This is a genomic window from Sorangium sp. So ce321, assembly GCF_051530195.1.
Classification (GTDB): domain Bacteria; phylum Myxococcota_A; class Polyangia; order Polyangiales; family Polyangiaceae; genus Sorangium.
This window is the reverse complement of the sequence record NZ_CP150329.1, coordinates 13,371,567-13,385,350: the sequence shown is the minus strand read 5'-3', so window position 1 is coordinate 13,385,350 and position 13,784 is coordinate 13,371,567. Positions and strand designations below refer to the sequence as shown.

At 71.6% G+C, this 13,784-nt stretch carries 12 protein-coding genes; 3 read left to right on the top strand and 9 right to left on the bottom strand.

Annotated elements, in window-relative coordinates:
- Positions 1 to 80: 80 nt before the first annotated feature.
- The 4 genes from ggt to WME89_RS49650 form a co-directional block, all read right to left on the bottom strand.
- Complete coding sequence (gene ggt / locus WME89_RS49665; RefSeq protein WP_438006503.1) at positions 81 to 1,952, bottom strand: gamma-glutamyltransferase; 1,872 nt, start codon at positions 1,950 to 1,952, stop codon at positions 81 to 83.
- A gap of 122 nt (positions 1,953 to 2,074) precedes the next feature.
- Positions 2,075 to 2,593 carry a hypothetical protein gene (locus WME89_RS49660; RefSeq protein WP_438006502.1) on the bottom strand — a complete coding sequence of 173 codons (519 nt, stop codon included), beginning with the start codon at positions 2,591 to 2,593 and terminating at the stop codon, positions 2,075 to 2,077.
- A gap of 499 nt (positions 2,594 to 3,092) precedes the next feature.
- Entirely contained in the window at positions 3,093 to 4,160 is a 1,068-nt protein-coding gene (locus WME89_RS49655; protein ID WP_438006501.1) for a WD40/YVTN/BNR-like repeat-containing protein, read from the bottom strand.
- Between the two features lie 90 nt (positions 4,161 to 4,250).
- Positions 4,251 to 5,327 carry a hypothetical protein gene (locus tag WME89_RS49650; RefSeq protein ID WP_438006500.1) on the bottom strand — a complete coding sequence of 359 codons (1,077 nt, stop codon included), beginning with the start codon at positions 5,325 to 5,327 and terminating at the stop codon, positions 4,251 to 4,253.
- Between the two features lie 190 nt (positions 5,328 to 5,517).
- On the opposite strand from WME89_RS49650, the gene WME89_RS49645 reads away from it, so the two are divergent.
- Together WME89_RS49645 and WME89_RS49640 are read left to right on the top strand one after the other, a co-directional pair.
- Complete coding sequence (locus WME89_RS49645; protein WP_437621979.1) at positions 5,518 to 5,739, top strand: hypothetical protein; 222 nt, start codon at positions 5,518 to 5,520, stop codon at positions 5,737 to 5,739.
- A gap of 92 nt (positions 5,740 to 5,831) precedes the next feature.
- Positions 5,832 to 7,025 (top strand): protein kinase domain-containing protein, encoded by a 1,194-nt coding sequence (locus tag WME89_RS49640; RefSeq protein ID WP_438006499.1) that lies wholly within the window; start codon positions 5,832 to 5,834, stop codon positions 7,023 to 7,025.
- A gap of 215 nt (positions 7,026 to 7,240) precedes the next feature.
- Here WME89_RS49640 and WME89_RS49635 read toward each other — a convergent pair whose 3' ends face one another.
- Entirely contained in the window at positions 7,241 to 8,518 is a 1,278-nt protein-coding gene (locus tag WME89_RS49635) for a citrate synthase (protein WP_438012070.1), read from the bottom strand.
- Positions 8,519 to 8,619: 101 nt separating this feature from the next.
- Between WME89_RS49635 and WME89_RS49630 the strand changes: the two genes are divergently transcribed.
- On the top strand, positions 8,620 to 9,291 hold the full coding sequence (locus WME89_RS49630) for a hypothetical protein (RefSeq protein WP_438006498.1): 672 nt from the start codon (positions 8,620 to 8,622) through the stop codon (positions 9,289 to 9,291).
- A gap of 61 nt (positions 9,292 to 9,352) precedes the next feature.
- Here WME89_RS49630 and WME89_RS49625 read toward each other — a convergent pair whose 3' ends face one another.
- The 4 genes from WME89_RS49625 to WME89_RS49610 all read right to left on the bottom strand — a co-directional run bounded on the left by WME89_RS49625 (position 9,353) and on the right by WME89_RS49610 (position 13,444).
- Positions 9,353 to 10,783, bottom strand: coding sequence for an ABC1 kinase family protein (locus tag WME89_RS49625; protein ID WP_438006497.1), 1,431 nt, complete (start codon positions 10,781 to 10,783; stop codon positions 9,353 to 9,355).
- A 143-nt stretch (positions 10,784 to 10,926) separates the two neighbouring features.
- The gene (locus WME89_RS49620) at positions 10,927 to 11,262 is read right to left on the bottom strand and encodes an HU family DNA-binding protein (protein ID WP_437505558.1); all 336 of its coding nucleotides are present in this window, start codon (positions 11,260 to 11,262) and stop codon (positions 10,927 to 10,929) included.
- A 578-nt stretch (positions 11,263 to 11,840) separates the two neighbouring features.
- Positions 11,841 to 12,782, bottom strand: coding sequence for an NAD(+)/NADH kinase (locus WME89_RS49615; protein WP_438006496.1), 942 nt, complete (start codon positions 12,780 to 12,782; stop codon positions 11,841 to 11,843).
- Complete coding sequence (locus WME89_RS49610) at positions 12,782 to 13,444, bottom strand: NUDIX hydrolase (RefSeq protein ID WP_438006495.1); 663 nt, start codon at positions 13,442 to 13,444, stop codon at positions 12,782 to 12,784. The genes WME89_RS49615 and WME89_RS49610 overlap by 1 nt, the downstream gene beginning before the upstream one ends.
- Positions 13,445 to 13,784 lie beyond the last annotated feature (340 nt).

Sequence of the window (13,784 nt, the reverse complement as noted above, 5' to 3'; positions counted from 1 at the left end):
CGCCGCCCGGGCGCTCGGTGCCGCCCCCGCGTGCTCGGTGCCGCCGCAGGTCCACCGCGCGTTCGACGTCCGCTCGGCCCCTAGGGAGCGTCGGCCTGCGCCGCCGGGCCGAGCTTGGCGGGCGCGCTGACGCCCTCGGCCGTGCCCCCTTCGCGCGTGTCGGCGTAGCCCCACGCGACGCCGGCGGCGTCGACGAGGATGTTGTTCGCGTCGCCGATCGGCATCGGATCCAGCACGACGGCGTGCCCCCGCCGCGCGAGGTCGTCGAGGGCCGCCTGCGGCGGGGGCGTCAGCCGCTCGACGCGCACCCGGTCCGGCAGCCACTGGTGGTGGACGCGCCCGTGGCGGACCGCCTCGTCGATCGTCATCCCGTGGTCGACCAGGTTGCGGAGCACCTGGGCGACCGTGTTCGGGATCGTGTCCCCGCCGGGAGAGCCGAGGAGGAGCGCGACCTTGTCGCCCCGGCTCACGATCGTCGGCGTCATCGAGCTCGCCATGCGCTTGCCCGGCGCGACCGCGTTGATGCCCGTCTCCGAGAACGCGCCCATCGCGTTGCCGAGCAGGATCCCCGTGCCCGGGATCACGACCTTCGCGCCGAAGCTCGCCGACTGCGTGGTCGTGCACGAGACCGCGTTGCCCTGCGCGTCGATCACCGAGAAGTGCGTCGTCTGCGGCGACTCCGGCGCGAGGGCGCCGGCGGGCGCCGCGATGTCGCCGGCCGGCGTGGCGCGCTCCGGATCGATGGCCGGCGCGCGGCGCATCAGGTAGCCGCCGTCGAGGAGCTTCGCGAGCAGCTGCGCCGGCTCGGGCCCGACGAAATCGGGATCGGCGCTCACCTTTCGCCGGTCGGCGTACGCCCGCTTCGCCGCCTCGACGAACAGGTGCAGCGACAGCCCGGAGTCGACGGGCGCCTCGTGCGCCTTGAGCCGCTCCAGCGTGAGCATGATCTCCGCGAGCGCGACGCCGCCCATCGAGGGGGGCGGCATCGTGTCGACGGTGAAGCCGCGGTAGGAGAACCGGAGCGGCGCGCGCCACTTCGCCTGGTACGCGCGCAGATCGCCCTCGCTGATGTGGCCGCCGCGCTCGCGCATCGCGCCGGCGATCTTCCTGGCGATCGCGCCCTCGTAGAACGCGCGCGGCCCTTCCGCGGCGAGCGTCTCCAGGGTGCGCGCGAGATCGAGCTGGCGCACCAGCTCGCCCTGGGCGAGCGGCGCCTTGCCGCGCCCCCAGATCGCGCTCGCGGCGCGGTCGGTCCTCAGCCGGGGCCACGCCCAGCGCAGCGTGAGCGCCTGCCTGGCGCCGAGGCGATGCCCCTTGCGCGCCAGGGCGATCGCCGGGGCCAGCAGCTCGGCGAACGGCCGGGTGCCGAACCGCTCGTGCGCCAGCGCGAGGCCGGCGACCGAGCCCGGGACGCCTGCGGACGCGTAGCCGAACGCGCCCGCGCGCACCATGGCCATGTTCGACTCGGTGGTCACCGACGCGGGCGCCGCCTCGCGGAAATCGATGGCCTGCGTCTCGCCGTTCGCGAGGCGGACCAGCATGAAGCCGCCGCCGCCGATGTTGCCCGCGCTCGGGTGGGTCACCGCCAGCGCGAACGCCACCGCGACCGCTGCGTCGATCGCGTTGCCTCCGCGCCGCAGCACGTCCGCGCCGGCGCGCGTCGCGTTCTCCTCGACCGAGGTCACGAGCCCGGCGTCGCCGCGCACCGCCCGCGCGCCGCCGGACGCGAGCGCGATCGGCGGCTCCGGCGGCAGCGGCTCCGGCGGCGGCGCCGCGGTCGTCGCCGCCGCGGCGCTCGCGGCCTGCGGCGCCGCCGCGGCGCTGGCGAGCGCCGGCGCGCCGGAGGTCGCGGGCGCCGCCGCGGGCGGCGCGGGCGGCGTGCGGGCCTCGCAGCCGGCGAGCAGCGCGAGGACGAGCGCCCAGCGCGGCCTCGAACGACGATGCAGGGTCATCAGGATGGTCGCGAATCTACTACGGTGCCGGAGAAAACCAGGCCGGGCCGCGCGAGGCGACCCGGCCTGGGGGCTCGGTCCAGGGGGCGAGGGCGCGCGCCGTCAGGCGCGCCGGGCCCCGCTCAGGACCGCTTGCGGCGGCGCGCGGCGGCCACGCCCACGCCGGCGACGAGCGCCGCGAGCCCGGTGCCCGTGAGCGGCGCCGTCGACCCCGGCGCGGCGGCGCAGGAGACGCTGGCCTCGGCCTCGGCGTGGACCTCCACCTCGACGCCCTGCGTGAGCAGCCAGTCCGTGCACTCCTTGACGCTCCCGGCGACGTCGACGTACTGCCCGTTGCAGAACAGCGCGCCGTCCGGCGTGGTGCACTGCACCTCACACCCGCCCCGGAGATCGGCCGTGCAGTCGGCGTTGCACTCGATGTTCGCCTCGACGTTGCACTGCCCCTCGCAGCTCGCCTCGCATTTCGCATCGCACGAGGCGCTCGGCGGGGTCGCCTCGCAGCTCACGTCGCACTCGGCGTCGCAATTCGCCGAGCACGACGCCTCGCAATCCGCCTGCGCCCCGCTGCCGTTGGCGTGGGCCGAGCAGTCGGCGCTGCAGTTCGCTTTGCAGCTCGCCGTGCAGCTCCCTTCGCAGCTCAAGCTCCCTGGGTCGGCGGTGCAATCCGCCTGGCAATCGGCTTCGCAGCTACCCGTGCACGACGCCTCCGCGCTGCCGGTGCACTTCCCGGAGCACTCGGCCGTGAACTGGACCGGCTCGCAGTACCCTTCACAGCCTCCCTCGGTGCGGATCTCGCACTGTCCGGCCGCCGCGGCCTGGAGGTTTCCACATGGATTCGGCTGGGCTGATGCGGAAGAAGCAACGAGAACGGGAACTGCAAAAGTAAATACGCTTACAAAAAGCTGAGCAATGGTCCGTCGCATGCCAATTCTCCTGGGTTGAGAGCGCGGGAGCCGCGTGTGGTCTCCGCGGGTATTGCAATCGGACGACCAGCACCACCCTTTGAAGCATTTCCCAAGAAAAAAGTCTCTGCGGTCGCGCCCGCTCCCTCGGGGCGTATAACCGAGTTCACGGCGCGATGATGCGACATGCCACACTGCGCGCATGTCCGCACAGGTGAGCTCGTATGCCGCGCGGTGATCAGCGGCTCACAGTGTCGGCGATCTGCCCGGTCCCATAGCGCGCGACGACGCCCTTTCGCGCTCTGCCAGGGGTCGGCTGGCTGAGAAAGTCCCCGCCGACGGCCCAGAAGGCCCCCTCCCCGTCGGCCCAGACGGCGTGGAGGTCGGCGTACGGCTCTTCGGTGAACTCATCGATCCAGGCCCCGTCGACGAGGCGCTGCTTGAGCCCCCCATAACCGACGATCGCGACCTCCCCCGGGCGGCCGCACGCGACGCCGTTCACGTCGTTGGTGAGCTCCATGTCGAGCCGCTGCCACGCCTTGCCATCCGAACGTAGGACATCTCTCCCCCCCACCGCGTACACCTCTTCACGGCTGCAGCCGGCGGCCGTGAACAGGGTGCCCTGCGCGATCGGCGGATCGGATTGCAGCGCCCACGTCGAGCCCGCGCGGTGCCAGATCACGCCGAACTCGCCGACGGCGTAGAGGTCCTCGGAGGACTCCCCCCACACCTTGTAGAGCGCCCGGCCGGTCTCCTCGGGCAGCGTCTCTCTCGACCAAGCGCTCCCGTCCCAGCGAAGGACGACATCCTTCTCCGCGTCCGCGCCGCCGCCGGGCGTGCCGCCCACGGCCCAGGCGTCGTCGGGCGCGAACGCGATGACGCCCCACAGGGTCGCCTTCGTCCCCGTCTCGTGCTCGGTGAACGTGTCGCCGTCCCAGTGGGCGGCGCGGCCGCGCTCGCCGACCATCCAGACGTCCTTCGGACCGGAGCCGGCCACCCACCAGAAGGTCTCCTCCCTGCCCGCCGGGAGCTCTCGCCACGTCGCCCCGTCGTGGTGCAGCACGAGCGACGACAGCCCTGTGTTGCCGAGCGGCCCTCCCACCGCGAACACGTCGTCGGGGCCCGTCCCCCAGATCGACAGGACCGCGCGATCGAGATCGCCCTCGTCGAGCAGCACGCGCCACGCGGGCGGCCCCTCGTCGTGCGGCGGCGTCACCGGGTCGTCGGGGCAGCCGGCGAGGGCGACCGCGCCGAGCGCCATCGCGGTCAACGAGGCAATCGGGGCGTTCGGAGCAACCGAGTGCAAGCGGGTGCGCATGAGATAGGAGACCAGCCTGGAGAGGTCATGTCGAGGCGCGCGCCGCGCGTGCTGCGCGGCGCGCGTCGGCGCGGAGGCTCAGTTGCAGAACACGTCGTCCTGCTTCGGATAGTAGTAGACGAAGATGTTGCAGTGCTCGTTCTTCTCGACGATCGGGCCGAACGTGTAGCAGCAGTCGAGCTGCTCCTCGGACGTCTGGTTCTTCGTCACGTCGTACTCGTCGAGCCCGGTGCAGCCCACCGAGGGGTCCGGCGGCTGCCACTCGTACGTGCAGCCGTACCAGACGCCGCCGTTCTTCGGGAGCTCCAGGTCGAGCTCCGGCGAGATGAGCATCGGCGGGTCGTCCCAGGCGGTCGACGTGTAGAAGCGCTCGGACTCCGCGGGCGTGCCGATGGAGGTGCCGTCCCACGCGTACATGTCGAACCGCGTGCCCCGGCTGTGGAAATGGCCGTTGGCGCCGATGACCTTCACGGGAGAGGGGCTGTTGATCTGGCAAGAGCCCTCGAACGTGGGCTGCGGGTTCGACTGGCAGACTCGGATGGACTGCTTGGTCGCGAAGACGGTGCCCATCTCGGCCGTCACCTCTTCCTTCGGCAGCGACCAGAAGTTCACCCGGACGCGGCCGACGGCCTCCGGGGTCTTCTGTGACGACGCGTTCACGTAGTGCGTCTGCAGCATGAGCCACTCGTCGGGCTCGAGGACGTTCGCGACGCCCTCGGGGAACTCCCAGTCGAGCTGGCCGTCCTGCTGGGAGTTCGCGACGAGCGGCCAGTCGGCCCAGTTGGGGCTCTTGAAGCACTCGCCCACGCCGTTCTGGTTCTTCTGGATGAGCCCGCCCTCGGGCCCCAGCCCCTTGATCGTCCGCACCCGGAAGATGTTCATGTGGTGCGAGCCGTCGCGCTGGGCGATCTGCACGCGGTGGAGGTTCACGGGCCCGTCCGGGTCCATCCCGTTCGACGCCGCGAGGTCGCGGACCCGGAAGAAGTAGCAGTCCTGCTGCTCGACCCCCGCCGGGACCTCGATCTCCTCCGTCACTATCTGGAACCCCTGGCCCTCCGACGGCGGATCGAGCAGCGACTGGTCGACCGGCGGCCCTGGCACCGGGTCCGTGCGCTCGTCAATGCAGGCAACGGCCCCCAGTACGAGGGAAAGCAAACCGAACGTCATCCATCGAGCAGCCATGAGTCCCTCCAGGCAATGGAGCAGCGAGCAGCGATGATGGAGATATACAACGTTTTGCAATTTCAAGACCATCGTGTCAGGGAGCAGGCAGAGATCCGTCGCAGGCCGGGGTGTCGTGGCCGGACGGGGGCAGATGCTGCTAGGATGTAGGAGAGGTTTAACCATGGCGGCGACCAAGAAATGCGGTCCGCACACGGAGCTTGCATCGAATGACGCGACGCGCGTCACCCGGTGCGCGTGCGGTACCGTCCACGTGACACTCCTCGGCCCCGGCGTGACGTTTCGCATGCCAGCGGACGCGTTCCGCGGCGTGACCGCCGGGCTCAAGGCGGCGTCCGAGCGGCTCGACGACGACCCCCGCTTCGGGACAACCTCCATCAATTAGCTTGCGCGCCTGCCGCGATGCGGCCTACCAGTGGCTTCGCCGCTGCGCTTCTCCCTCCACGGACCGCGGCGGGTCGATAAAGGGCGCCTGGCGTGTACGACGACGACGCGGAGCACTGGGTCGGCAAGACGTTCGCCGGAATGTGGTGGATCGAGCGCGTGCTCGGCACCGGCGGCATGGGCAGCGTGCTGCTCGGGCGGGCCGCGGACGGCTCGCAGGTCGCGCTGAAGGTGCTGCACCCGGAGCTCAACGCGATCGGGGAGGTGCGGAAGCGCTTCTTGCGCGAGGGGTTCATCGGGAACTCGCTCGGGGGCGCGGACGCGGTGCCCGGCGTGGTGCGCGTGCTCGGCTCCGGCGAGACGCCCGAGGGGCTCGCGTACCTGACGATGGAGGTGCTCCAGGGCGAGACGCTCTTCGATCGCATGGCGCGCACCGGGACGATGCCGCCCGGCGAGGTGCTCGCGCTCGCGGATCAGGTGCTCGAGACGCTGGCGATCGCGCACGCGCGCGGCGTCGTGCACCGCGATCTCAAGCCCGAGAACATCCACCTCGGCAACGACGGGCGCGTGCGCATGCTCGACTTCGGTATCGCGCGGGTCGTCGACGGGCTCACGGGCCTGCCCGAGAAGACCGCGACCAAGACCGGCATGATCATGGGCACGGCGACGTACATGGCGCCGGAGCAGGCGACAGGGCTCATCCACGACATCGACGGGCGCACCGACCTGTTCGGGCTCGGGGCGACCATGTTCCGGCTGCTCTCGGGCCGGCAGGTGCACGGCGACGTCACGGAGGCCATGGAGGTCATCGCCGCCGCGACCGAGCCGGCGCCGCCGCTCGCGTCGGTGGCGCCCGGCATCCCGCCCGCCGTCGCGGCGGTGGTCGATCAGTCGCTGGCGTTCATCAAGTTCCACCGCTACCCGAACGCCGAGACGATGCGCGCGGACGTCCGCGCCGTGCGCGCGGGCGGCCTGCCGCCCTACGCCCAGGCCGTCCTCGAGGGGCGGATCCGCGCTGGCCAGCCGCTGTCGCAGCCGGCGCCGCCGATGCCGGCCGCGGTCTCGCCGAGCGCGCGCCCGCAGCCCACGGTGACCGAGCCGCCGCCGGCCGCGATGGGCCGTCCGGAGCGCACGCTCCGCGACGAAAGCCTGACGGCGCCCCCGGGGGCCGGCGCGCCGCTCACGCAATGGTCGACGGGCAAGCTGGTGCTGCTCGTCGGCGGCGCGTCGCTCGCCACCGGTGTGATCGTGGCGGTCGTCGTGGTGCTGCTCCTCGTGAGCTGCTGACGGACGGCGCGGGCGCGCCGCCGTCACCCTGCGTGCAGCGGGGGAGCCGCTTGCGGGGCACTGGGCCCCGCCGCGGTCAGGCGCGCTCGTCGGCCGCGCGTGGGTTTCGGGGGAGCCGCCGACGGGGCCGCAGGGCCTCGTCGCGATAGGGTCGCGCTCGTCGCGCGGCTTGGGTTTCGGGGGAGCTGCCGACGGGGCCGCGGGCCCCGTCGCGGTCAGGCGCGCTCGTCGAGCGGCGTGTAGTCGATCGCGTTCTCGCCGGTGTAGATCTGCCGCGGGCGGCCGATCTTGCCGTTCGGGTCGTCGTTCATCTCCTTCCAGTGGGCGATCCAGCCGGGGAGGCGCCCGAGCGCGAACATGACGGTGAACATGTTCGTGGGGAAGCCGAGCGCGCGGTAGATGATGCCGCTGTAGAAGTCGACGTTCGGGTAGAGCTTGCGCTCGACGAAGTACGGATCCTTGAGCGCCGTCTCCTCGAGCCGCTGCGCGATGTCGAGCAGCGGATCCTTGATGCCGAGCTTCGACAGGATCTTGTCGGCGGCCGCCTTGATGAGGACGGCGCGCGGGTCGTAGTTCTTGTAGACGCGGTGACCGAAGCCCATCAGGCGGAAGCCCGAGGTCTTGTCCTTCGCGAGCTTGATGAACTTCGAGACGTCGCCGCCGTCCGCGCGGATCGCCTCGAGCATCGTCACGACCTCCTGGTTCGCGCCGCCGTGCAGCGGGCCCCACAGCGCGCAGATGCCCGCGGCGACCGAGGCGAAGAGGTTCGCCTTCGAGCTGCCGACGAGGCGCACCGTCGAGGTCGAGCAGTTCTGCTCGTGGTCGGCGTGCAGGATGAGGAGGAGGTTGAGGACCTTCACGATGTCCTCGTCGATCTCGTACGGCTCGGCCGGGACCGAGAACATCATGTTCAGGAAGTTGGCGCAGTACGAGAGCGAGTTGTGCGGGTAGACGAACGGCTGGCCGATCGACTTCTTGTACGAGAACGCGGCGATCGTGCGCACCTTCGAGAGCAGCCGCGCGATGGTGATGTCGAGGTGATCGGTGTTCTTCACGTCGATCGCCTCCGGGTAGTAGCTCGACAGCGAGAGCACCATCGCGGAGAGGATCGCCATCGGGTGCGCCGTCGACGGGTAGCCGTCGAAGAAGCGCTTCATGTCCTCGTGGATCAGCGAGTGCCGGGTCAGCAGCGTCGAGAACCGGGACAGCTCGCTCTTGCTCGGCAGCTTGCCGTAAATCAGGAGGTACGAGGTCTCCACGAAGGTCGACTTCTCGCCGAGCTGCTCGATCGGGATGCCGCGGTAGCGGAGGATGCCCTTCTCCCCATCGAGGAACGTGATGGAGCTCGTGGTCGAGGCCGTATTGACGAACGCCGGGTCGATACAGACGTACCCGGTCTTCGAGCGAAGCGATGCGACATCGATCGCCTTCTCACCTTCGGTGCCCGTGATCACCGGTAGCTCGATCGTCTGCTCCGCACCGTTCTTGTTCACCGTTAACTTCGCGGTCTCCTGCACGCCTCCTCCTTCCGCCGCAGCGCGGCGTAAGCTATCACGAGCCGAGGGAAGAATGCTTCCCCAACACAATCGAGGTGATGCGTTTGAGCGAGCCGGTCGTGCAGGGGGAGCTGGCCCATCACCCGGAGGCCCCGCGGCTGGCTGCCGAGGTGCGTCGGGTCCATGGGCGTTACGCTGACGAGGTCGTCGCTCGGTACCGGCTCTGCCCGTTCATGCGCGACGCTGCAACCGGTTTCGGACGCTTCTACGTCCTGCTCGACCGCGAGCCCGTCCTGGAGACGGCGCTCGCGGCCGTACGGCAGGCAGAGTCCGCCGTCGTGCACCTGGTTTTCCCGTGCATCCACACTCCGTCGCCCCAGTTCGAGCGGTTCGCGTCGCGCCTGGGCGAGCAGCTGCGGCGGGTCTGCAGCCCCGCGCCGGTGCTGGCCGCGTTCCACCCCGAGATGGCGGGGGACGAGACGAGCTCGCACCGGCTCGTCGGTCTCCTCCGGCACGCGCCGGATCCGTTTGTACAAACGATTCCAGAGGGGTTGAACCATTCGGGGACTGTCCTCGCCGGAGCGGGCATCGAGCCCGTGGCCGACCCCGCCGAGGACAATTACCGGCGCCTTCAAGGGGCGGAGATCGCCGAGGTCAAGGCCAGGCTCGCGGAGATCATGGCGGATCGGGACGCGAGCTACGCGCCCTCGCTCGCCCGGCTCGGGCTGGCCCGCCCCGGCCCGCGCTTCTTCGCCCTCCCCGCGCGGTGAGCGCGAGCGACCCGTCGCGCGAGCGGCGAGCCCCGGCTGGCCCGCCGGCGCGGGCCTCGAGCTAGCGCGTGGGCGACCGGCGCGACGAAGGGCCCGAGCCGCCTGACTCCGCCCTGGCCTCGCGCTGCGCCATCAGCGGCATCAGGTACGGGAAGCCGGCCGCCATGGTGTCGAGGTTGGGGTCGATCTGGGCGGCCAGCCAGAACAGGAGCACGCAGGCCCGCTCGACGTAGAACCAGTCCTCGGGGTACTCGAACGAGCGCATCAGCTCCTGGAGCTCTCCGCGCTCCAGGTCGGGGTCGGCCAGCTTCTCGAGCTGCTCGGGGCGGGCGCGCATCAGCGCGGCCGGCGTGCGATCCCGGATCTTGAGGAGCTTCGCGAAATAGCTCTTCACGGTGCGCTCGAGCAGCGCGTCGTTGCCCCCGGGCGCGACGAAGCCCATCCGGCGGAAGCCGCGCACGACCGCCGCGTCATCCTGCGCGAAGATGCCCTTCAGGATGTCGAGCAGGCCGTCGATGAGCTCGTCCCGGGCCTCGCAGATCGCGCCGAAGTCGAGGACCACGAGGCGGAAGCCGCCGCCCTCCTCCGCGCTCCGCGCGTCGACGAGGAAGTTCCCCGGGTGCGGATCGGCGTGGAAGAAGCGATCCGCGAAGAGCATCTTGTAGAAGACCTGCACGAGCCGGAGCGCGACGTCCGAGGGCTCGACGCCAGCGCTCCTCAGCGCGTCGAGGCGGGTGATCTTGATGCCTTCCATGAAGGTCATCGTGAGCACGTCGCGCGTCGTGAGCTCGTGGATGACCTCCGGGAACGCGACGCCCTCGTCGCCCTCGAAGTTCTGCGCCATCCGCTCCATGCACGCGGCCTCGTGCAGGTAGTCCGTCTCGCGGCGGAGCAGGTCGACCAGCGACTCGTGCACCCTCTCGATGTGCCCGACCGGGACGAAGCGCTTGTAGACGAGGATCGCGATGCGCAGGACGCGCAGGTCGACGGCGATGATCCCGCGGATACCCGGGTAGAGGAACTTCACCGCGACCTTGCGGCCGTCGCGGAGGCGCGCGACGTGGACCTGCCCCAGCGACGCGGCCGCGAGCGGCGCGCGCTCGATCGAAGCGAACAGCTCGCCCGCCGAGCGGCCGAAGCTCGCGCGCAGCGCGGCCTCGAGATCGCTGAAGGGGTGGGGCGGCACCTGGTCCTGGAGCTGCTCGAGCTCCTTGCCGTAGGCCCGCGGCAGGAAGCCGCCCATGATCGACAGCACCTGGCCGAGCTTGATGAAGACGCCCCGCAGCTTGAGCATGGCGCGCAGCAGGCGTCGGGCGTTCTTCTGATCGACGCGGGCCCGGCGCTCGACGAGCCAGCCGGGCAGCTCACGCGCGGCGGCGCCGCTCCCGAGGCGCCTCGCGAACACCCGCGCGAGCCCCAGCTGGATGAGGTAGCTCGTCAGGATGACCGAGAACGCGAACAGCGCGCGGAGGAGTCGGACGGCGAGCGTCATGTGCGGCAAAGCAGCCGCACCATGCTACCGCAGGCGCCGCGCGGGGCCAGCCATGCTCGCTCCCCGGGGATGATTCCCTCCCGGAGAGGGGGCCGCCGCGGGCCTTCGCCGCGCCCAGGTGCCCTCCGGCGACCCGGATGGGCTCAGGAGAGCGAGTCCTTGATCGCCTTGATGGGGCGAGCGCGGACCGACTTGCTGGCCGGCTTGGCCGCGAACGTCATCGGCTGCTTGGTGAAGGGGTTGATCCCCTCGCGCGCCTTGGTCGCCGGCTTCTTGATGACACGGAACTTCGCGAAGCCGGGCATCGTGAAGATGCCGTTCTTCTTCAGCTCCTTGTACGCGATGTCCGTCAGCGCCTCGAGGATCGCCTTGACCTGCTTGCGCGAGACCTCGTTCTCGTTGGCCTCCACGACCGCGTTGATCAGCGCGCTCTTGCTGAGCGAGGAGCCCTTCTTCCCGTCCGTTTTCTTCGCCGCCATGTTCATTCCTCCTGAGGTTTGTGCCCTCTTGCGCGCCAAAGGAAACACAACGGCCGCCACAGATCCAGTGTCGAATCGTCGATCCGAGCGACAAAAGAAGGGGTTTCACGCCCCGGGTGGCGCGTCGGTCCGCCGGCGGGACGGCCCGGAGGCCCCTCCCCTGGTCGACAAAACCCCTGGCAAACGGCCGAGATCGACGCTCTTCAGGCCGTACGCGCCGGCCTCGAGGGCCGCCCCGACGCCAGGACCTCGGGGTAGGAAATCACCCGATCCCCTTCCGTTGAAGGCGATCCAGGACGCGCCGGTGTCCCCTCCGCGCCGAGCCTCTCCGGCCGACACGCCCGCTCGCGGCCTCCCCCTGCGCGCAGCCGCGCCGCGGAGCCCCGGCCGATCGCGGCCCGCGGACGCGCGCCGCGCCGCGCCGCCGCGCTCCCGTGGCGGGCGGGCTGCTCCGTTCCGGCGTCGATCGGCCGTGTCCAGCCCCTCGGGGCTCCGCGCCGCTCCGCACCTCGGCGTCGGCGTCGCGGCCGCCCTGGCTCCGCGTGTCGGCAACGCCGGGTGGGCTGCTTCGCGCGGAGCTAGCGGCGGCTGACCGCCGAGCCCGCGCCCCACTTCCTCTTGGCGGAGAGGCCCAGGATCGTCAGCGACTGAGGCGCCTGCGTGAACTCCATCACGTCGCCGAAGCCGACGCTCACCGCGTGGATCGGCCCGTCGAAGAAGAGCTTCGCGTCGTGCGTCTTGCTCCGCACGACCAGCGAGGAGCCCGGCTGGATCAGCGCGTGGCGGAAGCGGTACTCCTCGCCGTGAGGGGTGTACGGCTCGCGGACGACGAGCTGGAGGCGCTTCGAGGTGAGGGGCAGGACGCGCCCGCCGGCCGAGCGCTGCGCGGCCGTGGAGCCGGCCGCGGGGCCGATCCAGAAGCCGCTCGACTTCTGCTCCTCCTCGGCCCGGCCGAGGCGGATGATGTAACGCGACGTGGCCGCGGGAGAGACGTGGCAGAAGAGCGCGTCGTTCAGGACGCGCGCCGTCGCCACCTTGTCGTTCACCGTGACCTGCATGCGGGTGAGCACGGTGCGGCGGAGCGAGCCGCGCAGCGCCTTCGCGATCGCGTCGGCCGCGTCGCCGCTGGTCGCGCCGCAGAAGAAGCCGACGGAGTGGCCCGGCGCGCTGTTGATGCCGAGGATGGGCACGTCGCCGACGTTGTGGGAAGCGCTGAGGAGCGTCCCGTCGCCGCCGACCGTGATCACGAGGTCGAGCTCGCCAGCGTCGAAGGACTCCGCCGTGCCGGCGATGACGTCGACCTGCACGCCGAGATCGTCGAGCGCCGCCGTGACCTCGCGCACGGTCTGCTCGTGCGCCTCGTGGGACGCCTTGAGGCGCGCGATGGCGGAGTCGCCAGCCTCGATGAGCCGCGTGATGCGCGGATCCTTCCGCTCCTCGCGGTAGATCCTCCAGGCAGAGCGCTTGACGACGAGCGCGACGCGGGGCGCGCGGCGCTGCGCGGGGGGTTGCTCTGCCATCAGAGCTCCGCGAGGCGCCGGAGCGCCACCTCCGTCTTCGCGTCCTCGATCACGCCGCGCCGGGTGAGCTCGATCGCCTCGTCGAGCGGGACGGCCGCGATGACGGCGGACCGCTCGAGCGGAGACCCGTCCTCGGTCGGCGTCCCCTGGCGCGCGGGGTCGACCTCGACGTGGAAGTAGAAGTGCCGCTCGCCGACCATGCCCGGCGCCGGGAACGTCGACGGGCCGAGCGGCTGGAGCTCCGACGGATCCACGGCGAAGCCGACCTCCTCGAGCAGCTCGCGCGCGGCCGAGCGCTTCAGGCCCTCGGGGCTGCGCTCGTCGAGCTCGACGAGCCCCGCGGGCAGCTCCCACAGGGCGCCGAGCGTCGGCCCCTCGGGGAAGGGGCACACCTCGGGGGCGCGCGTCGCGGCCGGCGGCCGGAGCGCCGAGCGGAGGAAGACATGACGGCGGCCGTCCGCGCCGCGGTAGTGCGGGGCGATCACCACCGCGTCGAGGCGCTCGCGATCGACGCTGTCGTAGGTGAAAGGGTCGCTCAGCGAGCCGTCGGGGAACTCGACGCGGAACACCTGGCGCCGCACGTTGAGGAACCCAGGAGCGTCCAGCGACGGGACCGTCCGGACCAGCTTGAGCGCGAGCTTCGGGAAGGGAGGTAGCACCATGCGTCGAGGCGCGAAGCATAGCGCCAAACCGCCGCCGATCGCGATGCGCCCTCGCCCCCGATCGCGACGCGCCCGCGGGCCTGGCGCCGAGGCGTGCCCGGGCCTCGCGCGCGGGGCCCCGCGCCGAGGCGTGCCCGGGCCCAGCGCGCGGCCTGGGGGCGCGCCCGCGCGGCCTGGGGGCGCGCCCGCGCGGCCTGGGGGCGCGCCCGCGCGGCCTGGGGGCGCGCCCGCGCGGCCTGGGGGCGCGCCCGCGCGGCCTGGGGGCGCGCCCGCGCGGGGCGCCGCATGGGTCCGGTGAGGTCCCCCGCGCGCCCGTGACACAGGCGCGTCATGAAGGCGC